The following is a 26,406-nucleotide window of genomic DNA, read 5'->3' as shown; positions in this document are numbered from 1 at the left end:
ATCCCTATCCGTCCCGCTCGTCCCAAAAAACGAACTTTCCCCTTACGCCGCTGCGCTTCCATTCGAGCGCCTCTCGCTGTGCGGCGACCCGCTGCTCGCGAGAGCCCTGAAGCCACATCTTCGTCAACCGCTGGGCTTCTTCCTCGGCGCATATCCGTTCGTAGCATGACCGAGCCTCCTCGAACCCGCACGCGAGCGCTTGACCGTACCGATACTTCGCATCGGCCACATAGAACTCGTAATCGTGGACGCTCACGCCATAGCGGCACCGTTCGTAGTATACGCCCACATCGAACATGGCAATCGCCAGGCCGCCGTCAGCCGCGGCACGCCAGTGGGAGCAGACCTCCTCCATGGTCGTCGCCGTGTCCCAATCTTTCAGGCAGCAGCCGTAGAGGAAATGGCAAAGCGGGTACTGCGGCGGATGCTGGAATACGGCGAGATTCTTCAGCGTGTCAGTCGCAAGGCTCCTCAGGTTGCGCTGATCCGCCTCGAGTTTGCGCCGCTCCTTATCGATATGAACGCGCGTGGCATCCGGTTCATCCGAGAATACGCCTGCGCGCACGAAGTCGTGCGAAAGCCGCTCGAGTTCGAACTCCGCCTTGCCCGCCTCGCACCAGAAGTTCACGGCGCGCCCCATCCAATGCTTTTTAAAGCCCCGAGCAGGGGCGGTGCATTCCTCGTCGAGTTCCATGACCTCGTCGAAATCGGGAAACGGCTTGATATAGTCAGGAAGAGCCGCCTTATCCTTGGCCAGATGATTCTCAAGCGCCTGCTGATACGCAGCGGAAAGGCGCTCCTCCACCTCGCCCCGGACGCAGCAGCGTTTGAGCGTTTCGATGAAATCGCCCGGAAGGGGGCGCTCCGAAGCGTTATCGGAAAGCCCCGCAGCGAAGGCGTTCATGATGCGCTCGTCCATCGAATCCACAACGGCTTGGATGGCATCGGTAGCCACCCGGATATCGGGAATGATGGCCTCGTGCTTGCGCAGATAGTCGCGCAGAAGGGAATAGGGGTACGAGCGATGCTCCCGATCCCACCAATGGGTCAGCGCGAAGCCGCCGTCCCAGTGGTATGCGTACGACTTGCCCGAAAGCACGCCGAACAGCATCGCCGCAAGCCCGAAGGTGTCGACGCGCGGGTCGTCGAACACGCCGGCCGCATCTTTTGCGCCCGGCGTGCGATACGCCATAACCTCGGGAGGAGCGAAGCCCCACGTGCCCGACGAAGAGAGGGCTTCCGGCAGCGTGCCATCGTCCGATGCGTCGGCTCGATACGAGATTCCCAGGTCGATGAGGCGACACGTGAGACCTTTCCCGGACAGAACCTGCACGATGATATTCGACGGCTTGATGTCGCGGTGTACGAGCGGCGGCCGTGCCGTAGAGGCCACCTTGATGAAGTCGAACACCGGATTCAGCGCATCGATCATGTACTCAAACGGAGGCGGGCAACCGCATTGATCGATCCAGTCCTGTGTCCAGGAGGCAAGCGTTTCGCCCTGGAGCAGTTCCATCGCAATGGCATAGCGCTCGGCTCCGCTGCCATTCTCCTCTTTAACCAGGAAATACGGCTCGGGCAGCGCCGAGAGCGAGCGGAATTCCTTAAGGTGGCACCACTCGTTTCGCGCCGCGCGTTCAGAAGAGGCTATTTTGAGAAGGACCGTGCCGCCCTCAAGCCGCCCCAAGCTGGATCCCGGCGTTGCGCCACCGGCCGTGTGAAGCACGGCGGTATAGGTGCCCGACATGCCGCCCTGCCCGCCGCAGCCCATGACGTCGAACGACAAGGCCGACATACCCCCGAACTCGGACGATGCGCAATCCTCCACCGCAAAGCAGAGGCGCTCGCCTTGGCTCGCTTCGGCTGTGCGGCTCGCAGAAGGCGCACACGACTCACCCGCAGCATCGGATTCCGCCGCCGTAGCGGGCGGGCCGAAAGGGGCGGTCTTATCCCCTGTCGGCCACAACAATGTCGGCCGCGCGCCGCCGCAATCGTCCACCATGTCGCACCCGCCTTACCTGTTGCCGTCTTCGTCCGCCTTACACGACGTCCATCAATCGCGTTCTCACGCCCCGTACTCGCCCGCTGCCGCGCGGGCGCTCCCACGTCGCTTGCCACACGCGCGCGCCGCTCTGTGCGCTAGCCGCGTTTCCGGGCGTCGCTCGCCCACTTCTGCAACCTGCAGGAGTAGTCGTGGAGACGCGCGAAATCGTCATGGGCAAGAATGGAATCCTTGTTCAGAATACTCGCCGCCTTCTTCGCCATCTTGAGAATGAGGCCGCAGCCTTCGGCAAGCTCGTCTTGGACCCGCGCGCGATCGTCGGGCTCAAGCTCGGCAGCCTCGGCAAGAAACGTGCGCGCCGCATCGAAATAACCGGTCCAGCGCTGCACGATCACCTGGCTGCCCTGAAAATCCTTCCACTGCTCGGAAAGAAGCGTTGCATTCGTGGGCACATATAAAGGACGCGGCTCGCCGCCAAAGGCGTCAATCCAGATATCGCGTGCGCCCACGCTCAAGAACTCGCGAGCATGCACATCCCTGCTCCACTTGCCGCCGTCAAGCAGATCGAAGCGGTATGAGAACACCACGACGATGCTTGGCAAAACGATGGCGTCGGCCATGCCGGAGACGCACGGCACGATGATGCGCGATCCGGGCTTGAGAACGAACGATTCGCCCTTGCGGCATTCGACCATCTGAGCGCGCGACAGCGTGGAGGGGCCGCAGAAATACCAGCCCCTCGACGCCCGCGGCGGGCGTGTGGCCACCCAGGCGCCTTTGCCGGAATCGTACTCGAGCGAGAACATATGCCGGCTTACGGACTCGTCGCCCGGCAGGAAGAGCAAGTGCCATGCATGGGATTCGCCGCCTTCGGGGATGGAGGGCGCACGCCCCGCGGCGTATTTGGCAGAGGAATCCAGCTCGACCGTACGCACCATGGAGATGGGAGCGAGCGTATCGGAGTCGGCCAGAAAGACCGTGGCCGTATACCCGGATGACTTGACGTAGTTCAGCTGGAACGACGCATCGTACATGAGGGTTTCGGCGTCATCCACCGTGGTCACGCTGCGATGCCGCTCGATCAGACCATAGTCGTATACCGCCTCGACGCCGTAGACGGCCGCCAGAAGGAACCCCGTCATCACATTCGCGTAGAAGCGCGGCACGTATGCGTCGCTCACGTTGGGCGAGATGGAAAGCTCCTGGTTGAGAAGGCGCAGAAGCGGCGCTGCGCCCGACATCACGCCGCTGCCACCCTCGATCCGCCACTGGGATTCGGCGATGGAGTCGATCATGATGCTGCAGAACGACCGCAGCGCGTCGTATGCGCGGCGCGCGCCCTCGGGGCCTTCCGCCGCTCGGGGCTCAAACAGGATACGCGCCGCGTGGCGCCCCGCAACTGCCCAGCCGGGATGCAGCCTCGCATCGGCGGTACGCAGCGGACGAAAACGCCCGGGCGCGGCGCTGTTCCAGCAATCTACCGCGCCCAGCTTGTAGGGAATATCGGACACGCGCACGAGCCGGGGATTGGGCAGGTCGTTGAACGAGGCGCCGAACTGGCGCGTTTCGAACAGGTCGTGCTCATGGGTGCGATACATGGGCTTGTCCATGCGCATGTTGAGCACGGCGGCGCGCGTTACGACATCGGCGTCGAGATCTTCTTTTTCGAAAAACCCATCCACCAAGAGCAGGTATACCCATTCGTCGCGCGAGAGCTTTTCGGCCGCGCTCTTGCTCGCCGCGTCTTCCGCCCGCGTGCGATTGCGGGGATTCACCGAACCCAGTTGCTCGAGATAATCATTCCACCAGCGCTCGGCGTGCGCGCTCCACAGCGCCATGCCAAAATTGAACCCGTCTTTGTTCCTTGATTTGGAACCGAGCTCCGATTTAAGCGTATGCAGCGGAGTTTTCATGCGCATCCTTCTCTCGCGAACCGCCTGTAACGACATGCTGGCAAGCGCGGCTGCAGCCAACGGCGCAGGGGCGGACAGCGCGACCACGGCAACCGACGACGCACGCAGCCGACGGCACGGCGTGCCTCCCAGCACATCGGAATACTTCATGCTCTTTATTTTCGCACAGGAATCAAGCCAAAACGCAGAAATGGCCGCCCTCGTGAGCATGAACAACGAGAGCGGCCTTCAGTGCATGGAGCCACCGAGGTGCAGTCCTACTTCTCAGGCACCTCGTAAGACTGCTCCTGCGCAGATGCCGCCTGAGCGGGCTGAGGCGCCGCGCCAGGCTGCTGCGCTGGCTGCTGAGGGGCAGCGGGCTGCGCGGGCTGTTGCGGCGCCTGCGCTGCCTGGGGCTGCGCCTGCGTGTACGCGGGCTGCTGGGCAGCAGGTGCGGCCTGGGGCTGCGCCGGCTGACCCGCCGCCACCTGGGACCCGCAAACCGGACAGAATGAAGCCCCCTGCACGAGCGTGCCGCCGCAGTTGGGGCACACGAGCGTGGTGACCTTGGCCTCGGCGGCCTCCTTTGCGATGCGATCGAGCTCGGCCTGCGCCTGAGCCTTATCTGCCTCGCACTGCGCGATGCCCGCAAGAATTTCCTCGCGGCCCGTCCTCAAAGCAGGGTCGGCGCATACCATGCCATATAGGCTTTCGCCCAGTTGCGCCATGTAATCGCGACGCTTACGGTCGGCCTCCCCCAGCTTGAACTTCAGGCTCGCCGAGTCGGCGAAACGGGTCGCGCCTGCCTGCGCCTTGCTGAACGCGCTGCTCAAATCGTCAAGAATTCCCATGATGTTCTCCTTACCGCGGGCATTCGCACCGCACCGTCTATCGACAGGCCTTTCGGCCTCTTTTCTTTCTTAGGCCGCTTTCGCATCCATCATCTCGCGATACGCGCCGTAAGCAACACTGTTGGTAGACACCTCGATATCGTTTTCCGATCCATCGGCAAATCGGCGGCGGAACTTAACCATACGCCCCGTGCGCGCCACCGCGAGCGCCGCACCCAGCGCGAACGCGAACGGCGAGGCGAACATCACGACCGTCCACATCAAAGCCACCGCAGCGCCCGCCAAGCTCGCAAGCGAGATGAGCCATGCCACCATCGAGAACACCGCAATAAGCACGGCCTGCATCACGAGCGCGCCCAGAAGCGCAATGATATAGGTGGGAAGCAGGCGCAGCCCATCATGGAGGCGAATCAGCGCCTCGCCGGCAATCACCGCCGCAGGCAAGGGCGAATTCAGCACTCTGCCAAGGATGTCCATCCAATCGGACGTCGCTCCGGCTTGAATGAATGCGAACTGCACGATGAGCACGACAACGAAGGCCACGCAGGACACAAGCGGGAAGCACCGCTTGAACCGCTGCGGCCAGGGCTCTTCGGCAGGCAGCTCGCCGAGCGCCTTCACGTGCACGAGCTTGCCATGGGGCGAGCGGAACGAACCCGAACGCACGGTGCGGCCAAGGCCCGAGAGCTCGTCGTTTTTCACGATGACCCACCCGAGCACGCCCGCGACAATCACCACGGCTATCAGAATGCCCATGCGCCCCACTCCCTTTCGAATCTCGAACGCGTCGGCACGCCAATCTTACCAGAGCCGCGGTGCCGCCCGTTTCCGCAATCGCCGCGTGGCAAGCTTCGTTACGAAATCGAAACCGCCGCACCACGCAGGGCACATGTTCGACTGCGGCGCAAACGCCATGCCGTGCAGATAGCAGCCTTGCTCACTGCAAAGCTCCGAAATAAGTCGGATTACGAACCACGGCCCATTTTTTGGACAAATTTTCAGGTTAGCCGGAAAACGGAGCTCCTCCCGGAAAGTTACCCATGGGTTTTTCCTGGGAATACGCCATGGTAAGAAAAAAGGTGCGAACCCGGTTGCTCTGCGCGGCTCGAATTGCGCGCATATCCAGCTCAAAACGCCCCAGCGCCCCCGGCTAGATTGAAAATTTGTCCAAAAAATGAGACCCCGACCGTTTTTGCCTCGTTTACATGAACCTGCCATAGCAGACGCGGATTGCGCAATGGCGACATGTTCACAGCCTGCCGAACCCGTTTTCTCCTCGTTTGCACGAGTCCGCCATAGCGAACGCGAATTTGCCATTGCGACTTAACCGCAGCCGGCAGCGCCCGGACCGGAAGACGCCCGCCCTCGTGTTCGCTCCCCGCACGTCCCGTTTACGCGAATTTTGCATAGGACCCGGCCTCGACGCGAAATAATTCCCATTCCTGACCGAAATGAGGCGCACGACTGCACTATGATGTGGACACGCTGGAAGCGACAAGCGCAGGCCGCACCAGCCGATGCCACATATTGCTTTCACCGTCTGAGGGCGCGGTAGCGCACCAACCAGGGGCATTGCAAACCGCCCCGCCAAAAGCGCACCCCCAGCAGCTGAAAGCACCCAAACCGCAGGGCGAAGAGAAAGCGAGCAGGCATGTTCACCATCAGCAATTTCCTCGAGAACGATGACGTCACCGTCGTTGACGAGCTGGGAACCTTCAAGGTCATCGAATGGAAGCGCGACTTGAGCGTGAACGCCGAGACGGCCATCACCGCGTATTTCGCCAGCGAGATGAACGTGCGTCGCCGCCAGGTGGTGTGCGACCTGCGCCAGGCGCCCATCACCGTGCAGGCGGGCGCCATGCAGTGGATGGCGGGCGACGTGCGTCTGTCGTCCGGCGTCAAGGGCGCGGGCGACCTGTTCACCAAGGCGCTGCGCGGCGCGGTGACCAAGGAAAGCGCCATCAAACCCGAATACGAGGGCACCGGCATCATGGTGCTCGAGCCTACGTACCGCTATATCATCCTGATCGATGTTGCCAACTGGGGCAACTCCATCGTGCTCGATGACGGCATCTTCCTGGCCTGCTATTCCAGCCTGCAGCACCAGACCATCATGCGCTCCAACATCTCCTCTGCCGTGGCCGGCGGCGAAGGCCTGTTCAACCTGGGACTTCAGGGTTACGGCGCGCTCGCCATCGAATCGCCCTGCCCCAAGGAAGAGCTCATTGAAATCACGCTCGACAATGACGTGCTGAAGGTGGACGGCAACATGGCGCTCGCTTGGAGCGGCTCGCTCGAGTTCACGGTTGAGCGTTCCGGCAAATCGCTCATCGGCTCGGCCGCCTCGGGCGAAGGCCTTGTGAACGTATACCGCGGCACCGGAAAAGTCCTCATGGCGCCCACTGCGTTCTAAACAATCCGCCACATCAGGCAAAAATACGAAGGGGCGATACGATATCGCCCCTTCTTTCTGCGCCCACATCGCAGGTTTTACCCTTCGATCCAGCGCTCTCCGAGGTGAGCGGGCTTGCCGAAGACGCCGTGATAGTCCGAACCGCCGGTCACGAACAGGCCGAAATGATTGGCGAGATTCTGCGCATGCTCCTCGTCGGCTGCATCGTGGTCGTGGTGGTACTTCTCGATACCCGACAGGCCGCACGACACAAGCTCGGGCACAAAATCCCAGCTATCCATCTGACCGGGATGCGCGAGCACCGGCAGCCCGCCATCCGCCACGATGGCGCGCACCGCATCGCGCGCATCTACGTACTCGATATCTCGATCAGCGATGCCGCCGCCCTTGAAGAGCGCATTGTAGAGCGCCTTATAGGCCGGCGTGCCATAAGGCTCGTCGATAAGCGCAGCCATGATGTGCTGTTTGTAGGCGCACGTGGAGGCGCTGGACAGGCGTTCGAAGGCCTCCATATCCACGTCGTATCCGGCACGAATAATCTGCTCCAGCTGCCACCGCGTATTCGCATCACGCTTTTCAAGCGTTGGCGTGCACAGCGCCGCAATCGCGGGAGCATCCTCGGAAAGCCCCAGACCCAGCACATGCACCTTGCGGCCGCGTTCGAAGTCGTACGCGCTTATCTCGATGCCGCCAATCACGCGCACGCCGGATTCTTCTGCCAAGCGAGCCGCTTCGGCCAAGCCATGCGTCGTATCGTGATTGGTGAACGCAATATGCGAAAGCCCCTGTTCCTTCGCCTGGTCAAGCAACTCCGCAAACGTACACGACCCGTCAGAAACAGTCGAATGAACATGGAGATCGGCCTTGAACGTCTCATCAGAGGAAAGCACGCCCAAGCCTTCAAGCACATCCCGCAAAGAATAACTAGCCATACTAATATCCCCTCAACCAACAGAACCCTCGAGAAGACTAAGGCGCTTTCCCTCATTAAGAAGGTTTCGCCCCTGCGCATGGGTGCCGGGGATAGGTCCCACGCGCAGTTCCGCACGAGCCAATCGCCCCAGTGGGGCGATTGTGCGAGCCAGGACTGTTTGAGCATGGGGCCTATCCCCGGCACCCATGCCCGGCAGTTCTTCCTACACTATGACCCCACTCTGCATATTGAACTCGCGGTCGCAAAGCCCCTCCATGAACTCGAGGTCATGGAAGATGCCCAGCATGGTGGTGCCCTCGCCCTTCAGCTGTTCGATGAGCTCGCGCACCTTCACCTTGGACGCATTGTCCAGCGACGCGGTGGGCTCGTCAAGCAGCAAGAACCTCGGACGCTTGATCATGGCGGCGGCGATGTTCAGGCGCAGCTTTTCGCCGCCGGAGAACGTACGCGGAAACAGCTCCCATAGGTTCTCGGCGATGTCGAAATGACGCAGCATGCGCTCGGTATGTTCGCGCGCCTCCTCCATGCGCTCCACCCCATACGTCTCAAGCGCGCTCTTGAGCACGATGTCGTAGGCGGTCTGGCGCGGCAGGACATTCAAGAACTGCGACACGTATCCCATCTCGTTGGCGCGAAGGTACAGCATCTGCCGCTCGGGCGCAGTGCACAGGTCCACCACGCCGAACGCGGCAGAATCGTAGAGGATCGATCCCGATTCAGGCAGATTAGTGCGCCAGATGCAACGCAGAATGGTGGATTTTCCCGATCCGGAACGCCCGGTGATGCCCACGAACTCTCCCGGCATCACGTCGAAACTGATGTGCTGGCAGCCCATCACGCGGCGGTTCACGTTGTGCATCACGAACGACTTGGATAGGTCTTTGATAGAAAGCAGCGGCGTGGACATCTTAGGCACCAATCCCTTCTGCATCGGCGGCGGGACGACCATAGCCAAACGGCTGGCTGGGATAATGCGTGCGGTACACCGAATGTCCGCCCACGAACGCACGGGTTATCACGGGCATGGTATCGCCGTTGTTGCCGGTGCCGATCTCGCGCACCACCAGCAGGTCGGCCCGCTTGCCCGGCGCCACCTCTCCAACCTCGTCGTCGATGCCGACCGCGCGCGCCGGGTTGACGGTCACCAGGGCGAAGGCTCGGGCGAGATCGATGCCGCAGGTCTTGTTCAGGATGAACACCGCATCGAGAAGCGCGGCAGGATAGTAGTCAGAGCACAGGATGTCGACAACGCCCGCAACAACCGCCTCGCGTGCCGAAAGGTTGCCGGAATGGCTGTGACCCATCACGGCATTGGGCGCACCCGCGATGGCGTGCATACCGCTTTCAAGCGCATAGCGAGCGGTTTCCTCATTGATGGGGAACTCGCTGATCGCCGCGCCCAGCCCGCGCATCACATCCACTTTCTCGCGGGAGTCGTCATCGTGGCTGGCGATGGAAATGCCCTGCTCTCGCGCGATGTCGGCAAGCTCGGCCAGCTGGTCGTAAGACATCTTCTCGCAGTTCAGACGCCCCGCAACAATGCGGTCGAGTTCCTGCTGGGAAAGCTTGCCGTCGTGATAGCCGTTCACCGTCTCGCGGTACACCAGCATGTCGCTGTACTGCCCCTGGCCGGGCGTGTGGTCCATGAACGAAACCAGGTCGAGCCGCCCCTGCTCGAGGTAGCCCTTGATCTCTTCATAGCGATCGACCGCATCGAGCTCCACGCGAAGGTGCATGCGGTGGCGAATCAGATGGTCGCGCTCCTCGCCCGCCTTCATGGCACCAATGGTGTCGAGCAGCTTGCTCACGTTTTCGAAATGCCTGATAGGCTTAGGTTTGAACTCATCGTGCCCCATGACCGAAAGCGAGTGGTAGATGGTGGTGATACCGTGCCCCACCAGCTCCCGGTCGCATTTGTACAGCGAGGTGGGAAGATCCATCACCACGCTGGGTCGCGGGCTCGCGATGTTTTCGATGTAGTCGGAATGAATGTCCACCATGCCGGGCGTCACATAAGCACCGCGCGCGTCCACCACGGGCAGACCGGTTGCCACGTCGATGTCGAAGCCGGGCGTGCCCGTGTCGTCGGCGCCGGCGAAGTACAGCGGTCGCACGGTGGAGGCCGAATCGGATGCGGGCGCGATCGCCTCAATCACGCCGTTGCGCACTATCACGTCATGGTTTTCGAGGATGCGGTCGGCGCACACCACGTTGCCGCCGCGTATGATCATTGAATTGATATCGGGTGAAGGCATGGAGAAGGTCCTTTCGAAAGATGTCTTGCCGTTTTCGCGCGATCTTAGAGAGAGGGGCGCGGGGGGAGGGTGCGCCACGCGCAGTTCCGCACGGTAAACAGACCAGTGGCCTGTTTAGTCCCGGGCTTCCGCGCCCGGGAGGGCGTGCCACCCCAGGCGAGCCGCTACAGCAAGGAGTAAACCAGCTGTTGGGTATAGGCGTGCTGCGGGTCCTCCAGGATCTGATCGGTCAGACCGTGCTCGATCACCTGGCCATCGAGCATCACGAAGGTGCGGTCGGCCAGCATGCGAATGACTCCCAGGTCGTGGCTCACCACCAGCATGCTCACGTTGAAGTCGCGCCTGATGCGCAGGATCAGATCGAGCACGCTTGCCTGAACCGACAGGTCGAGACCGGTGGTCACCTCGTCAAGCAGCAGAATCGGCGGGTTGTTGGAGAGCGCCTTGGCGATCTGCACGCGCTGCTGCATGCCGCCGGAGAACAACGCCGGGGCGTCCTTCGCGCGCCTGGCAGGAATGTTCACCTTGTCGAGCAGGTAATAGCCGCGTTCGCACATGTGCCCCACGTTGCGGTCGCCCGCCGCGATCATCTGCTCCGCGATGTTGGACAACGAGGAGAAATCCATGCGAAGGCCCAGATACGGGTTCTGATACACCATGCCGAACACGGAATTGCGAATAAAGCGCTTCTGCTGAGGCGAGCACGTGAGGATGTTCTCCGCGCCGCCGTCGTAGGGTAGCGCCCGCACGTCGCCCGACGTGGCCTGCTGATCGAAGTAGATGCACTTCATGAGCGAACTTTTACCCGAACCCGATTCGCCCACGATGCCGATGATCTCTCCCGGATACACCTCCAGGCTCACGTCGCGCACGGCGTGCACGGTACCGCACACGGGGCACACGTTTCGTTCGAGCTTGGCGTGCTCCCCTTCGCATGCGGGGCAGCCTTTGCCGAACTTGAGCGACAGATGCGAAACCGAAAGGCAGGGCGCCTCGGCCGCCTGCGCGTTCGCGAAGCCGCCCGCAGCAACCGTCATAGCGCTCATCTATTCACCGCCTTTCTCGGCGCGGCGCTTGGCGCACCAGGCCGTATCGTTGCACTGGTATACGGTGGAACCGGTGACCTCGTCCACGAACTCGTCCAGATACACATCGGTCGCCCCGCACAAACGGCATGCGCGCCCTTCGAATGACTCGACGCGGAACGGATAGTCCTCGAAATCCAGCGGTTCCACATGGGTATGGGGCGGAACGGCGTATATTTTCTTCTCACGGCCGGCGCCCAAGATGGTCAGGTTGTCGGCGTCGTTGAGCTTGAGCGTGTCGAAGCGCGGAATGGGGCTCGGCGCCATCACGTAGCGCTCGTTCACCAGACACGGATGGTCGGCGCCCGTGGTGGTTGCTCCAAACTTCACAATCTGGTCGAACAGCCCCAGCCATGCTCCGGTGTAATCCGCCTCGGCGTGAAGCACGCGCGTCTTGGCCTCGCTCGGTTCGAAATCGCGCAACGGCTCGGGTGTGGGAACCTGGAGCACCAGAATCTGGTCCTCGGTAAGCGGCTGCTCGGGGATGCGGTGACGCGACTGGATAATGGTGGCCTCGCCCGTTTCCTCGGTCACTTCCACGTCGGTGGTAGCAGCCACGAGCTTTTTGATGTTCACGGCGTTCACGCTCTCGTCGCAGCCCTGGTCGATAACCTTGAGCACATCGTCGGCGCCGATGATGGCGAGCGTCACCTGCAGGCCGCCCGTGCCCCACCCGCGTCCAATAGGCATCTCGCGGCTTGCGAAGGGCACCTGATAGCCGGGAATGGCTATGCCCTTGATAATCGCGCGACGAATCTCACGCTTGGAGGCTTCGTCGAAAAACGCGAAGTTGTACATCTGTTCCATCGGTCCCTATCGCTCCTTCTCATCGACGGTCGCATCAACCGCAGCGCTCGCTTCGTCCGGTGAAGCCCCGCCATCGGATTCAGCGGCATGCGCCTCGACATCCGCGGCTTCGGCATCGGAAGGCGCAGCCCCGGACCCTTCCGCATCGCTCTCGTGCGAACGTGCGGTGCGCACGGTGTCCAGCTTGGACTGGAATGTCACATAGTGCGGAAGCTTGAGGTGCGAGATGAATCCCTGCGCCTCCACGCCGTCCACGTGGTACAGCACGAACTCCTCGTCCTGCGTGGGATAGCGCGCATCTCCCAGATCAAGGCAGTGGTCGAGCACGCTCATGGCGATGGCTTTGGTCTCAGCGCCGCCCATCACCAGGCCATACCCGATTTCGAATGAGAGTGTGGTGACGCCGGCCTCCTCGGTTTCGACCTCGAAGACGCTTTCGACCTCGGTGAGGGGGATGCTGCCGAGGTAGTAGGCGTCCTCGGCATCGCACCTCTCTTCGCCCGGCACATCCACGCAAACCTCGGCCATGCCATGCCGAAGCTCGCCAACCGTAGGATGCGACGGCCCGTATCCGCGGATGGCCGCGTAGCCAAACGCCTCGACCGCCTGAGTCATGCCGCGGGAGAGCGTTTGCAGGCGGGCGGAACGCGCGCAGGGGAACTCGAGAGCGCCCATGGTCACATCCACGGGCTCCGCGTCATCGTTGTCGCAGATGGGAAGAATCCCCTCTGAGCGCAGATAATCGAGCACCTTGGGATAACGTCCCTCGGATGCAGAGCCTTCGGTCGGCGTATCGGCCGCAAGCAACGCCTCATCAAGCGCGCCTTCTTCGATTCCGAAATGACGCTCCAACTCCGCCGCACACTCACGCTGATCCTCGGGCGTCTCATGGGCAAGGTCGAAGTCGATAAGGCGATGGCTGTAGTCGCGCGTGGCACCTAGCACCTGGCCGCCGGGAATGTCCTTGAACGCAGCGGAAATGCGGCGGTCAACCCTCATCTCGGAGGTATCGACCGCACGTGATACATACGGGCGCTCGAGCGTGGAGCGAAACGCGCGCAGCAAGAACACGGCCTCCTCTATAGAACCGCGGGCCTGCTTGAGCGCAAGCGCCGCCAGGTCGGGCGCATAAAGCGAGCTCTCCCCCATCACCTGGTCTATCGCATCGGGAAACGCGCGGCGAATCGCGTCAGGCTCGAGGGTGACGCCGCTGTGCGCGCGCTGGTATTCGAGAAGCTTCAAGCTTTCCTCGATGGCGAGGCCTCCGCCTCGCACGGCAACGTAGCCCATTAGCGCACCTCCTCGTCGTTTACGCAGGCGCCGAGTGCAATAACCTGAGACGATCGGGGGATGGCCACGATGCGCCCCGCCCCATCCACAAGCATGATTTCGATGCCGCACGGATACTCATCACCGCGGGTTTCGCGAACGCGCTGCCATACGTCGGTCGACGCGTAGAAGCATGCCTCGCCCGCAACGCCGGGGCCGCTCACCGCGAACCCGAACATGCCGTCGCATGGGTCGGACGAAAGCCCGTCGCACCCGATGAACACGGTGGCCCCCCTGTCGGGCGAGATGAGCGTGCCCGGCGTCGCCTTTTCCACCGCATAGGCTACGGTCGGATCGGTGGACCCGCAGGGAACCACCACGAACGCCGCCTGGGCGGCGCCTGCGGCACGCGAACGTGTTTCGGAGGCGATCGCTCGCTCACGCACCGCATCGCCCAAATAGGCGAAGGTCACGGCCTGGTCGACGAACATGCGCACGAGCGTGTCCAACGCGCCATCCAGCCCGGTAGGCGTGGAATCGCCGCCCGCAAGAGGGAGCACGTTGACGCGCCCGGGATGCGCAAGCGCATCCATCGTCGTGCGGAACGCATGCTGAATGCGATGGATTTCGGAATTCTGAGAGATCACAGCTCCACCTCCATCGTCGAGAAGTCCACGCGCGTATTGCCGGTGACGGCCTGCTCAAGCGCGCGCTCGGCATCGATGCGCGCACGCTCGGCGCGCAGGCGCTCCTCCCACCGCGTCGTATCGATGGGCCCGCCATCCCGCGCAAAAGCCGCATCTATCAGAGCCAGGTCGAAGGCGAGCTCCCGATCGTCGCCCATGACGATTCCCAAACCCTGAGCGTCGCCCGCCTTCACGCGGCACGACGTCATCAGCGCCTCGCCCAGATAGAACGTCTGGCGCTTGGCGGATTCGCGCACCTTGACCATCACCAGCCCCTCGCGCGGGTCGTCGAGCACCTCGACGGGAAACGCGCGTTCGACCTCTGCCGCCATGCTGCGCGCAAGCGACCGGTCGCCGTCCACGAGGATGCGCGTTCTTTCGCGTCTTCTCATGTCACTTGGTTCCTTTCTTTACGTCTTGCAAAAGCCCTATGAAATCAATCGGCTTCCTCCGGATGGGCGGAGGGAGGGATTCATGCTCAAACAGTCCTGCTCGCGCGAACATGCCCGGCGCCCTCTCGGGCGCAGAAGGGAGGGACTAAACAGGCCACTGGCCTGTTTACCGTGCGGAACTGCGCGTGAACCCCTCCCTCCGCCCATCCGCCCTGCGGCAAACCTCCTCGAGCATCAAGGCCCGAAAGAAGCCTGCACGCAATCGGAATCCGGGGTTACTGCTGAACGATGAAGCGCTTGCGCAGCTGGGTGGCGATGATCTCCAGCACCACGGCGACGGCAAGGCACAGATACACGATGAGTCCCACCTCGTGCAGGTTCAGATAGAAGCTGCCGGCCAGGAACAGCTGGTAGCCGATGCCGCCCGCGCCCGCCACGGCGCCCACGGCCACGGCGTTGACGAAGTTGATCTCGAAACGGATGAACGTCCAGGAAAGCAGCTCGTTGGTCTTGGCGGGAATGACCGCCTGGAACACGATCTGCCACCAGCGGGCGCCCGAAGCGCGCAAAGCCTCGAGCGTACCGGGGTCGATCTCTTCGAATGCCTCCGAATACGCCTTGACCAGATAGGCGATGCTGTGGAACAGAAGGCCCGCCACCGCCGCCTCAGGCCCCAGCCCGATGGCGACCGAGAACACAAGCACCCACAGAATCGTAGGCACCGCGCGGAAGATGCTCATCAGGATCTTGATGACGTTGCTGGCGGCCTTATTGGAAAGATTGACGGCCGCGAACAGGCCGAACACGAACGCGATGACGGCGCCGATGAACGTTGTGAGAGCCGCCAGCGCAAGCGACTCGAACAGGCCCACGATCACGTCTTCGGCGGTGAAGTGGCCCGCCAGGCCGGGCGTGGACATCATCTCCCAGAAGTCGCCCAACGCGGCCACGCACGCATCAAAAAAGTTCACTTTTCCGTAGTCCATGATGACCATGGCGAACACGGTCACCGCCACCAGCGCCCCAACCACAACCCACAGCGCGGCATCGGCCTTGTGCATCACATGGACGCGGAGCTTGCCCGAACGCGTACGACGCGCCGGGGAGTTTCCTGCCTCGCTCATTACATGATCCTCCTTCGAATGTAGTTGGAAAGCGTCTCGCATGCGATCACCACGATGACGATCGTCACCAGGGTGAGCCCGGCCACGTCATAGCGGAAGCTCTTGTAGTACACATCGAACACGAATCCGATTCCCGTGCCGGTAAGGATGCCCACCAGCGTAGCGTCGCGAATGTTGGTTTCGATCATGTACAGCACCCAGCTGATGACCGAGGTCACGCTCATGGGAATAACCGCCTGCACAACGATCTGGAAATACGTGGCGCCGGTTGCACGCAGCGCCTCGATGGGGCCGGTGCTCATTTCGTCGATGGTCTCGAGGAAGCATCGGGTGAGGTAGCCGAACGACGTGAGGAACAGCGCCAAGAAGCCGGTGAACTCGCTTTGCTTGAACGAGAACAGCAAGACGAGCGCCCAAGCCACTACGGGGATGTTGCGGAAGATGGAGGCTATGGCACGCACGATGAGCGCCATGGGGCCGCCGATTCCCACGCTGCGGCTGCCGAGAACCGCCAGGATGAACGAGAACACCGCGGCGATGCAGCTCGACGCCACCGACGCCAGAATGGTGGATCCGAGCGCCGGCATGATGGAATCGAGGTACTCGAGCGAGGAGGCGGAAGGCGCGAATTCCGAGAGCATCCACACGATGCCGGCGGGCACATCCACCGCAGCCGAAACGAAGTCGAACTCGACGAAGGCCCCCGACACGCCGTTGATTACGAAAAACGCCACCACCATGGCAAAAAGCACCAGCGTCTTTTTTCGGAAGAACGCGTTCGTCTTGGCCAGGCTGTCCTCTGCGCCCCCGTTAGGGCCCAAGGGCGCAAGCTTGCGGGCGGCCATCACGCCACCCCGGTGCTCGAAGCGCCCGCCGTGCCGCCCGCCACGTCGGCCTGAACGATGGTGGGCACCATGCGATCGCCCGGCAGACCCTCGATATCGATGTCACCGTACACCTCGTGCACGACCTCTTCGTTCACTTCGTCGGGCGTGCCTTCGAACACCTTCTTGCCCTTTGCGAGACCGATAATGCGATCGGAGAACTCAAGCGCGAAATCAACCTGGTGCAGGTTCACCAAGCATGCGATATTCAGCTCGTCGGCCACCCAGCGCAAACGCTCCATCACCGTGCGGGAAGACTTGGGGTCGAGGCTTGCGATGGGCTCGTCGCACAGCATGAGCAGGGGCTCCTGCACAAGAGCGCGCGCGATGCCCACACGCTGCTTCTGACCGCCCGAAAGCTGATCGGTGCGCGTGTAGGCGAAATCCGACAGGCCCACCTGGTCGAGCACCTTGAACGCAAGCGCCTTCTCGTCCTCGGAGTACAGGCCGAGCGCGCCAGCCAGCGTGGACTTGTAGCCAAGGCGGCCATGCAGCACGTTTTCGATGGCCGTCATGCGATACACCAGGTTATAGTGCTGGAAGATCATCGAGATGCGCTGACGCGCCAGGCGCAGATCATGCTTGCCCAGCGTGGTCATTTCGCGCCCGTCGAATGCCACCGTGCCCGTCGTGGGCTCAATCAGGCGGTTGATGCAGCGCAGAAGCGTGGATTTGCCCGCGCCCGACGCGCCGATGATGGTCACGAACTCGCCGCGTCGAACGTCGATCGACACGTTATCAAGTGCCTTGACGTCGCCCTTGTAACATTTGGTAAGTCCGCGAACCTCCAAAAGGTTGCCCTTGTCGGTCATATGGATGCCTCGCCTTTCTCGTAATGAAATATGCATGTGCCCGCATCTTCGAACGCCGATACGCCCGGCCCTGCGCAAAGGGCGTCATTGTTACGGCGCGAATCGTTTTCACGCATATCGCCGCGAAAATGACGTCCTTTGCGCAAGATGGGTTCGAAAGCGGTCCGTTGCGCACGCGACTCTGCCGCATGCCAGACGCCGCAAAGCCCGGCACCCTGCGGATGCCGGGCTCAAACTGCGCGGAAACTAGATGTTGCGAATGGGGTCGTACCAGGAGTCCTCCACAGCCACGAAGCCCATGGCGTCGGAATCCTTGGTGAAGATGCCGGAGGCGTTCTCGTCCTCGGGATCAACGAAGATCTGCGGGTCGTTGGCCACGGCATCGGAGCAGAAGTACTCCGTGATCTTGGTGCGGGTGTCCTCGTCGAGCTCGTCGGTGTTGAAGCAGAAGGGGGCGTTGAGCACGGGGGTCACCTGGATGATCACGAACTCCTGGCCCGCCACGGTATCAACGGGGGCCTCGGCGTCCTCGCGAGCGCGATACACGGCGCCCACGGTGTTGGCCTCGCCTTCAACGAGCTCCAGATACATGTCGACGTCAACGTCGTCGAAGGCAGCGGCGTCGCAGTCGCCAGCGAGCAGGTTCACCATGGAGCCGGCATGCGAATTGCCGAACAGCACCTCGCTGAAGAAATTGCCGCCCTCGAGCAGCTCGTCGGAGCTCTCCAGGCCGAATTGGCTCACGATGGCCGAGGACGGAATGGCAAAGCCCGAGGTGGAGGTGGCGGACACGAACGAGAAGCTCTTGCCCTTGATGTTCTGGATGGAATAGGAGTCGCCGTCTTTGTACTGGTCGGCATCCTCGCGACGCACGCAGATGCGGCTGTAGTAGCAGGCGCCGTCAAGGCCGCCCTCCTCGTCGCTCTGGGTGAAGGCGCACAAAACGGCTGCGTTGCGCTCGTGAGCCTGTACGTAGCCCTCGGCGCCGAGGTAGCCCATCTGGGCGTTGCCCGAAACCAGGCTCTCGATGGCAACGTTGTAGTCGGTGGTGGTCAAAAGCTCAACCTCGCGGCCGCATGCGGCGGTGACGGCGGCGCCCATGGCCTCACGCGCCGCAGAGAGGTCGGCGGAAGAGTTGTCGGGCAGCCACACGAAGGTGATGGGGTCGGTGGATGCCGCGGCGGCATCGCCCGTGCCGGAGGCGGCGTCGGTGCCGCCAGAGCTCGAGCAGCCGGTCATTGCAGCGAAGGCAGCGAGACCCGCGAGCGCTGCGGAGCCCTTCAGAAAGTTACGACGTGAAATTTCGATGGTGTGCATGATGTGAGTTCCTCTTCATCCTCTTGTCCGAACGACATGACGCCCGCGCACGCAGCCTTCGATGCCTGGCGGAGCACGGGACCGGGTGCGCTCCGCCAAAGCAAAGGGCCGCCACGTGCAAGACATCGAAACCGGGCGACGGGTTCACATAGTAGGAACGCTACGTCAGAGGCTTTCGAGGGGTGCGCCAACTTGCGGAGAAGGTTATGTAATAGAAATGACCGTTTAAGCGCCCGGACGTAAAAAGACGGCAAAAAGCCCCGCGATTGCGGGGCTCGAGAAAAACATATGCAAAGATTTCGCTAAGCGACGCTTTAACCGAGACGCTCAACCATAGATGGCGTCGCACCACCTGGCGCCTCGTTTTGGCGCTAGGCCTTTTCCCTGGACTGCCTATTCTCCTCAGGAGCCTCATTCTCATCAGACGGTCTCTGCGTCGATGGCTCTTTCGCAGAGGCGGCGCTTCGCTTGGCGCGCACCTTTGCGGCGCGCTCAATCGCGAGCGTGCGCACGGTGGCAACGGTGGGAACGCCTAGGAACATGCCCAGCACGCCGAACAGCGCGCCGCCCACGAGCACCGCAGCAAACACCCAGATGCCCGGCAAACCGACCGATGCGCCAACCACGTTGGGATAAATCAGATGCGACTCTATCTGCTGAAGGACGACCAGAAAGACAACGAACCACACGGCGGTCATGGGATTCACGGTAAGGATCATCAAAAAGCCCACGGCTCCGCCGAGCCACGCTCCAAACACGGGCACGAGCGCCGTCATGCCCACGCACGCCCCCACGGCAGGAGCATACGGCATACCGAAGACGGTCATGCCGATAGCGCAGAGCACGCCCAGTATCACGGCCTCGATGCACTGGCCCGTGATGAAGCGCGAGAAGCTGTCGTTGGCAATGTGCGCGGCATGGCGCACGGCGGAGGCGCCCTTCGGCGGGAGCAGCAGCTCCACGATCGCACGCCCGCCGCGGATCACGCGCTCTTTATCGATGAGGATATAGAGCGAAAACACCAGGGCCACGATGCCGATGAACACGCCGTGCGCGATGGAATACACCGTCGAGAACACCGTGGTGAGGATGGAGGAAAGCTGGGAGGCGCCGTCGCCCGACCCGTTCGACAGGTTCTCGACGAACTTGGTGAAGCTCTCCCGCAAGCTGTCAAGGCCGCCCGCTCCGAGAGCGCCCAGCAGCGCCTCCTCGTTCTGCTCGCCCCATGAGTACAGGTTCTGCGCGACCATCATCACGCCGTTTTCCAACACGTCCCAGCTCATTCTGACCTGCGGAAGAACCAGGTTCACGATAGCGGCAACAATGGCGGCGATGATGGCGATGGAAAGGATGAGGCACACCGGCCTGCGCGACGCCATAACCGCCTTGTTCGTGGATTTGGGGAAATACACGCGTTCAAGGCGACCCATTATAAGGTTGAGCACGTAGGCGATAATGCAGCCTAGAAGCAGCGGAAGCACGGCGGTCCACACCGCAAGCAGAGCCGCGAGCACCTGCCTGGAATACACCACTCCCAGCGCTGCCACGAACAGAAGAAACGCCGCGAACGCCATCCATATTGCCCTGCGCAAGGTGCGCCTCTTCTCCTCCGCCATGCATAGCTCCCATCTTGTTGAAAGCGACGACGCGCCCGCATCATCGCTGAATCTCAAGCACTTTTCAATAGTAACGCATTCCAAGTCCCTTCCCTGCCACCCGTTGCCAATTCGGCATCCATCCCAGCCCCGTCTCAAGCAGCGGCCGAGGTATGCACGCACAAGAAACGCGCGCAACCGAAACATGTGCATCCGAGGCATACACGTGCAACCCGAAACATCCGCGCGCAATCGAAACATACCCGTTACACAAGCGAAACAAATGCCCTCTATCGTGATAAAGTGCTGAACGCAAAACCACGCCGATCGCATTGCAGAGAAAGGAATATCTATGTCCTACGCATCGCGCGTCCTTGACGAGCTCAAGGAGAAAAACGCCCACGAGGCCGAATTCATCCAGGCCGCAACGGAGGTTCTTGAGACCCTCGAACCCGTCTTGGACGCCCATCCCCAATACGAGGAGAACGCCATTCTGGAGCGCCTCGTAGAGCCCGAGCGCATCATCTCGTTCCGCGTGCCTTGGGTCGACGACGAGGGCAAGGTTCAGGTGAACCGCGGCTACCGCGTCGAGTTCAACAGCGCCATCGGCCCCTACAAGGGCGGCCTGCGATTCAACCACACCGTCACCCAGGGCATGCTCAAGTTTTTGGGCTTCGAGCAGATCCTTAAGAACAGCCTGACCACTCTGCCCATGGGCGGCGGCAAGGGCGGAAGCGACTTCGAGCCCAAGGGCAAATCCAACCGCGAGATCATGGCCTTCTGCCAAAGCTTCATGACCGAGCTTTCGCGTCACATCGGCCCCAACACCGACGTCCCCGCCGGTGATCTGGGCGTAGGCGGCCGCGAGATCGGCTACATGTTCGGCCAGTACAAGCGCCTGCGCAACGAGTGGTCCGGCGTTCTCACCGGCAAGGACCTGCCTTCCGGCGGCTCTCTCGTCCGCACCGAGGCCACCGGCTATGGCCTGGTGTACTTCGTGGACGAGTACCTCAAGAGCAAGGGCGACTCCTTTGAGGGCAAGACGGTAGCCGTGCACGGCTCCGGCAACGTGGCCATCTACGCCATCCAGAAGCTCACTGAGCTGGGCGGCAAGGCCGTGACCTGCTGCGACACCAAGGGATGGATCGAAGATCCCGACGGTGTGGATTACAAGGTGCTCGAAGGCATCTACAACAAGAAGCGCTCCGGCCATGACGCGGGCGTAAGCCTCGCCATGTACGTAGACGAGCGTCCGGGTGCCACCTGGCACGAGGGCGATGGCCGTGGCGTATGGACCGTGCCCTGCGACATCGCGCTGCCCTGCGCCCGCGAGAACACGCTTTGGCTCGAAGACGCCCAGACGCTGGTCGCCAATGGCTGCAAGGTCGTAGGCGAAGGCGCCAACATGCCCACCACGCTGGATGCGACCGCCTACCTCCAGGAACAGAGTGTGGCGTTCATGCCCGGCAAGGCCGCCAATGCCGGCGGCGTGGCGGTTTCCGGCCTGGAGATGAGCCAGAACGCCGAGCACCTGTCCTGGACGTTCGAAGAGGTCGACTCCAAGCTCGAGGGCATCATGCGCGGCATCTACCATGCCTGCGACGATGCCGCCCGCGAGTACGGCCATGAAGGCAACTACGTTATGGGCGCCAACATCGCCGGCTTCCTCAAGGTGGCGAACGCGATGATGGCCCAGGGCATCGTGTAGGCCTTCGCCAAACCGCATCCATCATATCTCGATCCGTCGACGGGCCCGGTCAACGACCGGGCCTTTTGCGTTGCAGGGGGGACTCCAGGCGTATCGCCGCGATGGAAAGCGTCCACGTTGCGCACCCCCGTAAAGACTCGCCTTTCGTTTCCGCGGATTGCCGCTTTGCGACACGGAGCCCGCACTGTGCCGCACGCATGCTACACTCCTTCCGTGAGACTAACGCGACGTAGCATCGACGTAGGCGGTTTTGCAGTGACGGCACAAGGAGAACCCATGACGACAACAGGCAAGACGCTCGACGGGCAAAACGGATGGCCGCGGAAAGCGTTCGCTCTGCTGGTTTCTATTGCGCTGGCATGGGGGCTGGCCCCTGCCGCGGCACATGCAGACGAGTCGCCCTCCGGCACCCCGGACGCTGCGTCCTCGGAAAGCGCCCCGAGCATCGAAAGCCAGGCCATCGTTTTGTATCGCGTACCCGACGGGGCGGCGTCCGACGGCGGCATCCAACCGTTCTCGGGTAACGGAGGCACATCCGGCTCCGACGAGGCAGTCGACGAGGCGGACGCAGCATTGCTTGAATCGCAGGGGCTTTCGGTGCAACAAACATGGGACTTCTCGGCGGTCGACTCCGCCGCCCAGGCAAGCTCGGCGCGATCGCTTTCCGACGGGGCCGAGAGCGTCGCCTCCGCAGACGGTGACGCCGCGGGCGCCATTCCCACCGGCTCCGACCTCCGCATCGCGCTCGTGGAGCGCGACGGCTCCTCAACCGAACAGCTGATAGAGGAATTGTCCGCCCTCGAGTTCGTAGAGGCGGTGCAGCCCAACTACGTTCGGTCCGTCGATTCCGTCACGTTCGACGACACGTACTATGCCGACCGTCAGTACAGCTTGCACACCGCAGAGGCTGGCGGCATAGACCTGGAGGCGGCGCTTTCCGCGCACTCCCCAAGCCCCGCCGGAGAGAACATCGTCGCCGTGGTGGACACCGGCGTCGACGCGTCGCACCCCGACCTGGCAAAAAGTATGTGGAGCAAGCCCTCTGGACTGGACATGCTGCCGGGCGCTGCGGGCGCCCCCGGTTACGACTTCGGCGACAACGACGACGACCCCACTCCTCATGACGCAGCCGCGGCCTCCCACGGCACGCACTGCGCGGGCATCATCGCCGCCCAGTCCAACAACGACGAAGGTATCGCGGGCGTAGCGCAAAGCACCAAGATCATGGCTCTCAAGTGTTCCGTCGACGGCGCGTCGCCGGGAGACATGTCGGATAGCGCCATCGTCTCGTCGTACCAATACATCGTTGCCGCAAAGCTTGCAGGCCAAAACGTCGTTGCCGTCAACAACTCATGGGCGGGCCCCGCTTACTCCCCCGTGCTGGACTACCTGATCAACCAGGCAGGACGCGCGGGCGTTATGTCGTTTATAGCATCGGGCAACGATTACTCCGACACGAACTTCCTCTACCGCTCCACCGTAGGGCTCGAAAGCCCCTACGCCATCGTGATCGCTTCATCGAACCAGCTCAACGACCTGTCGGACTTCTCTAACTACAACGAGACGCAGGTGGACGCGGCGGCACCGGGCTCATCAATCCTTTCTACCGTGAGCACGCACGACGCCGTGAGCTTCTTCGATGCATGTCTCTCGCACGAGGAGGGCAAAGAGCTTACGTACTGGGGAGATCTTTCCCAGTTCGAACAGGGCAGCTATACGATCGAAGGATACGCGCCTGATGAGAGCGGCGAATACGCCCGGGTGGATGACGCCCTCCTTGACGAGGCGGTGCGGGTTTCCCACGATGATGGCGGGCTGCGCATAGACGTCAACGGCTCGGTGTTGGACCAGCACGGCATATCGCCGGTCGATTTCGAGACGAGAATTTCGTGGCAAATCGACAACCCCTTCAAAGATTCTCCGCTGGCGGGAAGCGATTTTGCCGCCACGGCAGGCCTCGGGCTCTCGACCGAGGACATGCAAAACGGCGTTGCGGCATCCTGGGCCCTCGAAGTCTCGGGAGACAGCGGAGAGAACCTCTCCCCATCGTCCGGGGGATGGGTTGCGTTCGATAACGTCTACAGCACTTCAACGAACGGCCTCGCGCTTGCAGGCATCGACACCGAATCCGACACGCTGAGCATATGCGTCGCAGTGAGCTTCTTTGCAAACTCCTGGGCGACGCTCGCAACCGGAACCGAAGAAGGGCGGTCTCGGGCGACGACGCGTCGATGATGGCGGGCTGCTCCATCGAAAACGTCGGGATCGGACGCATCACTGGCGACGAATCCGACTATGTCCCATATGCCTACATGAGCGGCACATCGATGGCAGCGCCCGTTGCAAGCGGGTCGTACGCCCTCATGGCAAGCTTGCTTCCCAACAAGAACCCGCTCGAACTGCGCGGCCGCCTGCTGGGAACCACCGATGAGATGAAGATAAGCCCTACGGTGTATGGGCAGCGAGTAACCGCGACCGACGGGCGCATCAACCTAGCCGAAGCGATGTCGGCCGATGGGCAGAGCGCGAACGCAAACACGTGGTCCGCATCGCCCGATGCTGAAAACGGCGTGACCGTACTGCACGGCTACGCCCTGAAGGATGCCCTCGTTGCCATCGACGGGGAACCTGCGAAGATCGTGGACGAGGCCGATGACGGCTCCTGGATCGCGGTGGAGACCCCCGCCGCGACGTTCGACGGCGAGCAGCATCGCTTCGATGCAACCGACGCCGAAACGGGACGGGTGTACAAGGCCGCCTATACGATGCCGGTGGCAGAAGGCCCCGATGCTCCGGCAAGCGGAATAACGCTCGAGCGCGTGATGGATGCGCCCGATTTCGAGGGCTTGGCTCCCATCGGCTCGCTCGTCGGCGCCGCGAACGGGACGTACTATGCCGATCCCGAGGGTGCATACCTCTATTACTGCGCCGATCCCCAGGCGAAAGGCGCAACGTGGGAACAGCGCACCGCACCCGGCACTCCCCCCGAAGACGAAACGCTTGCCCATGTGAGCGCAGCGCTTGAGTACGCCTACCTCAACGGTTCGCTCTTCGGGTTCTGCGCCCGCAGCGAGCTCGACGACGAGGGCAACCGCGATCAAGCAGTGTATGCGGCAACCTATTCCATCGCCGACGACGAATGGACTCCGTACCAGCTTGTCGAACGCATCGAGGGCGACGCGGACAGTGCGCTCATAGGGTTCTCAGTCTCAGCGTACGCCGGCAAGGTCTACTGCTACTCCGGCATCACAACCACGCGAACCATCGAAATCGAGGGAGACCCGAACAGCACGACCACCGTCCGCGTTGCGCAGATGATGTGGGCGCAGCCCTCTGCCAATGGTTCCGGGTTCGACGTCGCGCAGTTCGAAAGCGGCGTGACTGCGGGCATGGTGCTGTACGGCGTGCTCGCCCTTCCGGAGGGCGTCGTAGGATTGGGCGTCGACAGAAGCGGCATTCTGCATGCGGTCGAGTACGATACCGCATCTGACACCTGGAGCGACGGCGGCGCCATCGCCGGCAGCCCCGTATTCGATTCCATCACCATCGCGGATTTTGCAAACGCGGTGAAAGTGTCCACGGGAAGTGGCATCGTGGTCACCGGGTTTTCCTGGGAAGGGCTGGGCGACACCTCGCTCATCGCGCACAACGAGGACGGCTGGGAATGGAACGCGCTCGGCTCGTTTGGCACAAGCGCATCCGAAGGAATCACGATAACGGCTGGCGGCATGGCGAACGACGCCCTGTACCTTGCCGGCATCGACGCGCGCACCGATGCCGACGGTTCAAAGGGAGGCATCTTCATGCTGCCGAGCGAAGCGGCGGCGCAGCTCGCCGGCCTTAGCTGCACGGCATCGGCTTCGGCAGGCGAAGGCGGGACGGCGGAGGTTCGTGCCCCGCTTGCCGAGGCGGGCGAGAACGTCACCGTGCGCACAAGCGACACGGCAACATGGACGGCGACCCCTGCGCAAGGATACGCCTTCACGGGCTGGTACGACGCTTCAGGGACGCTCGTATCCGCGCATGCGACCTATGCGATGGCGGTGCTTGGCGACGTTGCGCTTGAAGCGCGGTTCTCGCCCGCAACCGAACAGCCTCCCTCGGGCGAAGAGTCGCAGGAGCCGCCCTCGATCGAAGACCCGCAGGCGAACGACGCGAACGAGCCGAAAAGCCTCGCAGCCACGGGCGATGCGACGCCGTTGTTTGCGCTCATATGCGCGTCGGTGTGCGCCACCGCCATCGCCGCTTATGCAGCGCGCGCAGCACGCCGTCGCATCCGATAGCGGAAGAGGGCCTGCCGCACGACTGCCGCAAGATGGCAGCGGTGGCCTCCTCCAGATGCGCCGCGTCGGAAAAACAACGGACGAAACCCTATCCTTG

21 protein-coding genes are annotated in these 26,406 nt (G+C 62.4%); 4 read left to right on the top strand and 17 right to left on the bottom strand.

Translation table 11 applies throughout. The features are described from left to right. Positions 1-4 precede the first annotated feature (4 nt). The 4 genes from DMP06_RS04480 to DMP06_RS04465 all read right to left on the bottom strand — a co-directional run bounded on the left by DMP06_RS04480 (position 5) and on the right by DMP06_RS04465 (position 5,501). On the bottom strand, positions 5-2,002 hold the full coding sequence (locus DMP06_RS04480) for a protein kinase domain-containing protein (RefSeq protein WP_123208555.1): 1,998 nt from the start codon (positions 2,000-2,002) through the stop codon (positions 5-7). A 137-nt stretch (positions 2,003-2,139) separates the two neighbouring features. Continuing rightward, positions 2,140-4,065 (bottom strand): hypothetical protein, encoded by a 1,926-nt coding sequence (locus DMP06_RS04475; RefSeq protein WP_148042491.1) that lies wholly within the window; start codon positions 4,063-4,065, stop codon positions 2,140-2,142. A 107-nt stretch (positions 4,066-4,172) separates the two neighbouring features. Then, positions 4,173-4,745 carry a zinc ribbon domain-containing protein gene (locus tag DMP06_RS04470; RefSeq protein ID WP_123208553.1) on the bottom strand — a complete coding sequence of 191 codons (573 nt, stop codon included), beginning with the start codon at positions 4,743-4,745 and terminating at the stop codon, positions 4,173-4,175. 69 nt (positions 4,746-4,814) lie between these two features. After that, positions 4,815-5,501 (bottom strand): hypothetical protein, encoded by a 687-nt coding sequence (locus tag DMP06_RS04465; protein WP_123208552.1) that lies wholly within the window; start codon positions 5,499-5,501, stop codon positions 4,815-4,817. An 895-nt stretch (positions 5,502-6,396) separates the two neighbouring features. On the opposite strand from DMP06_RS04465, the gene DMP06_RS04460 reads away from it, so the two are divergent. Further along, positions 6,397-7,158, top strand: a complete 762-nt coding sequence (locus DMP06_RS04460; RefSeq protein ID WP_123208551.1) for an AIM24 family protein — start codon at positions 6,397-6,399, stop codon at positions 7,156-7,158. A 77-nt stretch (positions 7,159-7,235) separates the two neighbouring features. Here the strand turns inward: DMP06_RS04460 and DMP06_RS04455 are convergent, their stop codons facing one another. The 13 genes from DMP06_RS04455 to DMP06_RS04395 form a co-directional block, all read right to left on the bottom strand. Next, complete coding sequence (locus tag DMP06_RS04455; protein WP_123208550.1) at positions 7,236-8,090, bottom strand: PHP domain-containing protein; 855 nt, start codon at positions 8,088-8,090, stop codon at positions 7,236-7,238. 204 nt (positions 8,091-8,294) lie between these two features. After that, positions 8,295-8,999 (bottom strand): phosphonate C-P lyase system protein PhnL, encoded by a 705-nt coding sequence (locus tag DMP06_RS04450; RefSeq protein WP_123208549.1) that lies wholly within the window; start codon positions 8,997-8,999, stop codon positions 8,295-8,297. A gap of 1 nt (position 9,000) precedes the next feature. Then, the gene (locus DMP06_RS04445) at positions 9,001-10,347 is read right to left on the bottom strand and encodes an alpha-D-ribose 1-methylphosphonate 5-triphosphate diphosphatase (protein ID WP_123208548.1); all 1,347 of its coding nucleotides are present in this window, start codon (positions 10,345-10,347) and stop codon (positions 9,001-9,003) included. Positions 10,348-10,511: 164 nt separating this feature from the next. Continuing rightward, positions 10,512-11,393: an ATP-binding cassette domain-containing protein gene (locus DMP06_RS04440; RefSeq protein WP_245962375.1), complete on the bottom strand. Its 882-nt coding sequence runs from the start codon at positions 11,391-11,393 to the stop codon at positions 10,512-10,514. After that, positions 11,394-12,239 carry an alpha-D-ribose 1-methylphosphonate 5-phosphate C-P-lyase PhnJ gene (locus DMP06_RS04435; protein ID WP_123208547.1) on the bottom strand — a complete coding sequence of 282 codons (846 nt, stop codon included), beginning with the start codon at positions 12,237-12,239 and terminating at the stop codon, positions 11,394-11,396. A gap of 6 nt (positions 12,240-12,245) precedes the next feature. Continuing rightward, entirely contained in the window at positions 12,246-13,529 is a 1,284-nt protein-coding gene (locus tag DMP06_RS04430; RefSeq protein ID WP_123208546.1) for a carbon-phosphorus lyase complex subunit PhnI, read from the bottom strand. Next, the gene (gene phnH / locus DMP06_RS04425; protein WP_123208545.1) at positions 13,529-14,155 is read right to left on the bottom strand and encodes a phosphonate C-P lyase system protein PhnH; all 627 of its coding nucleotides are present in this window, start codon (positions 14,153-14,155) and stop codon (positions 13,529-13,531) included. Before phnH ends, DMP06_RS04430 begins: the two co-directional genes overlap by 1 nt. Further along, positions 14,152-14,586: a phosphonate C-P lyase system protein PhnG gene (gene phnG / locus DMP06_RS04420; protein WP_123208544.1), complete on the bottom strand. Its 435-nt coding sequence runs from the start codon at positions 14,584-14,586 to the stop codon at positions 14,152-14,154. Before phnG ends, phnH begins: the two co-directional genes overlap by 4 nt. A 275-nt stretch (positions 14,587-14,861) precedes the next feature. Beyond that, positions 14,862-15,710: a PhnE/PtxC family ABC transporter permease gene (locus DMP06_RS04415; protein WP_181443019.1), complete on the bottom strand. Its 849-nt coding sequence runs from the start codon at positions 15,708-15,710 to the stop codon at positions 14,862-14,864. Next, entirely contained in the window at positions 15,710-16,555 is an 846-nt protein-coding gene (locus DMP06_RS04410) for a PhnE/PtxC family ABC transporter permease (protein WP_123208542.1), read from the bottom strand. The genes DMP06_RS04415 and DMP06_RS04410 overlap by 1 nt, the downstream gene beginning before the upstream one ends. Continuing rightward, positions 16,555-17,406 carry a phosphonate ABC transporter ATP-binding protein gene (phnC, locus tag DMP06_RS04405; protein WP_123208541.1) on the bottom strand — a complete coding sequence of 284 codons (852 nt, stop codon included), beginning with the start codon at positions 17,404-17,406 and terminating at the stop codon, positions 16,555-16,557. Before phnC ends, DMP06_RS04410 begins: the two co-directional genes overlap by 1 nt. A 246-nt stretch (positions 17,407-17,652) precedes the next feature. Then, positions 17,653-18,723: a phosphate/phosphite/phosphonate ABC transporter substrate-binding protein gene (locus DMP06_RS04400; protein ID WP_123208540.1), complete on the bottom strand. Its 1,071-nt coding sequence runs from the start codon at positions 18,721-18,723 to the stop codon at positions 17,653-17,655. 371 nt (positions 18,724-19,094) lie between these two features. Next, positions 19,095-20,315 carry an AI-2E family transporter gene (locus tag DMP06_RS04395; RefSeq protein WP_161957815.1) on the bottom strand — a complete coding sequence of 407 codons (1,221 nt, stop codon included), beginning with the start codon at positions 20,313-20,315 and terminating at the stop codon, positions 19,095-19,097. 355 nt (positions 20,316-20,670) lie between these two features. On the opposite strand from DMP06_RS04395, the gene gdhA reads away from it, so the two are divergent. The 3 genes from gdhA (at position 20,671) to DMP06_RS04380 (ending at position 26,309) form a co-directional block, all read left to right on the top strand. Then, positions 20,671-22,026 carry an NADP-specific glutamate dehydrogenase gene (gdhA, locus tag DMP06_RS04390; protein ID WP_123208538.1) on the top strand — a complete coding sequence of 452 codons (1,356 nt, stop codon included), beginning with the start codon at positions 20,671-20,673 and terminating at the stop codon, positions 22,024-22,026. A 276-nt stretch (positions 22,027-22,302) separates the two neighbouring features. Beyond that, entirely contained in the window at positions 22,303-24,261 is a 1,959-nt protein-coding gene (locus DMP06_RS04385; RefSeq protein ID WP_123208537.1) for a S8 family serine peptidase, read from the top strand. Then, entirely contained in the window at positions 24,171-26,309 is a 2,139-nt protein-coding gene (locus DMP06_RS04380; protein WP_123208536.1) for a S8 family serine peptidase, read from the top strand. Before DMP06_RS04385 ends, DMP06_RS04380 begins: the two co-directional genes overlap by 91 nt. The last annotated feature ends 97 nt before the right edge of the window (positions 26,310-26,406 follow it).

Origin of the sequence: Slackia equolifaciens (assembly GCF_003725995.1) — a bacterium.
Lineage (GTDB): Bacteria > Actinomycetota > Coriobacteriia > Coriobacteriales > Eggerthellaceae > Slackia > Slackia equolifaciens.
This window is presented reverse-complemented; position numbering and strand designations above follow the sequence as displayed.

Coding starts and splice junctions, on each gene's coding strand:
- DMP06_RS04470 (WP_123208553.1), bottom strand. CDS start 4,745: ATGGGAATTCTTGACGATTTGAGCAGCGCGTTCAGCAAGGCGCAGGCA.
- DMP06_RS04380 (WP_123208536.1), top strand. CDS start 24,171: ATGCGTCGCAGTGAGCTTCTTTGCAAACTCCTGGGCGACGCTCGCAAC.
- gdhA (WP_123208538.1), top strand. CDS start 20,671: ATGTCCTACGCATCGCGCGTCCTTGACGAGCTCAAGGAGAAAAACGCC.
- DMP06_RS04410 (WP_123208542.1), bottom strand. CDS start 16,555: ATGGCCGCCCGCAAGCTTGCGCCCTTGGGCCCTAACGGGGGCGCAGAG.
- DMP06_RS04400 (WP_123208540.1), bottom strand. CDS start 18,723: ATGCACACCATCGAAATTTCACGTCGTAACTTTCTGAAGGGCTCCGCA.
- DMP06_RS04480 (WP_123208555.1), bottom strand. CDS start 2,002: ATGGTGGACGATTGCGGCGGCGCGCGGCCGACATTGTTGTGGCCGACA.
- DMP06_RS04430 (WP_123208546.1), bottom strand. CDS start 13,529: ATGGGCTACGTTGCCGTGCGAGGCGGAGGCCTCGCCATCGAGGAAAGC.
- DMP06_RS04435 (WP_123208547.1), bottom strand. CDS start 12,239: ATGGAACAGATGTACAACTTCGCGTTTTTCGACGAAGCCTCCAAGCGT.
- phnC (WP_123208541.1), bottom strand. CDS start 17,406: ATGACCGACAAGGGCAACCTTTTGGAGGTTCGCGGACTTACCAAATGT.
- DMP06_RS04415 (WP_181443019.1), bottom strand. CDS start 15,710: ATGAGCGAGGCAGGAAACTCCCCGGCGCGTCGTACGCGTTCGGGCAAG.
- DMP06_RS04440 (WP_245962375.1), bottom strand. CDS start 11,393: ATGAGCGCTATGACGGTTGCTGCGGGCGGCTTCGCGAACGCGCAGGCG.
- DMP06_RS04385 (WP_123208537.1), top strand. CDS start 22,303: ATGACGACAACAGGCAAGACGCTCGACGGGCAAAACGGATGGCCGCGG.
- DMP06_RS04460 (WP_123208551.1), top strand. CDS start 6,397: ATGTTCACCATCAGCAATTTCCTCGAGAACGATGACGTCACCGTCGTT.
- DMP06_RS04475 (WP_148042491.1), bottom strand. CDS start 4,065: ATGAAGTATTCCGATGTGCTGGGAGGCACGCCGTGCCGTCGGCTGCGT.
- phnG (WP_123208544.1), bottom strand. CDS start 14,586: ATGAGAAGACGCGAAAGAACGCGCATCCTCGTGGACGGCGACCGGTCG.
- DMP06_RS04465 (WP_123208552.1), bottom strand. CDS start 5,501: ATGGGCATTCTGATAGCCGTGGTGATTGTCGCGGGCGTGCTCGGGTGG.
- DMP06_RS04455 (WP_123208550.1), bottom strand. CDS start 8,090: ATGGCTAGTTATTCTTTGCGGGATGTGCTTGAAGGCTTGGGCGTGCTT.
- DMP06_RS04450 (WP_123208549.1), bottom strand. CDS start 8,999: ATGTCCACGCCGCTGCTTTCTATCAAAGACCTATCCAAGTCGTTCGTG.
- DMP06_RS04445 (WP_123208548.1), bottom strand. CDS start 10,347: ATGCCTTCACCCGATATCAATTCAATGATCATACGCGGCGGCAACGTG.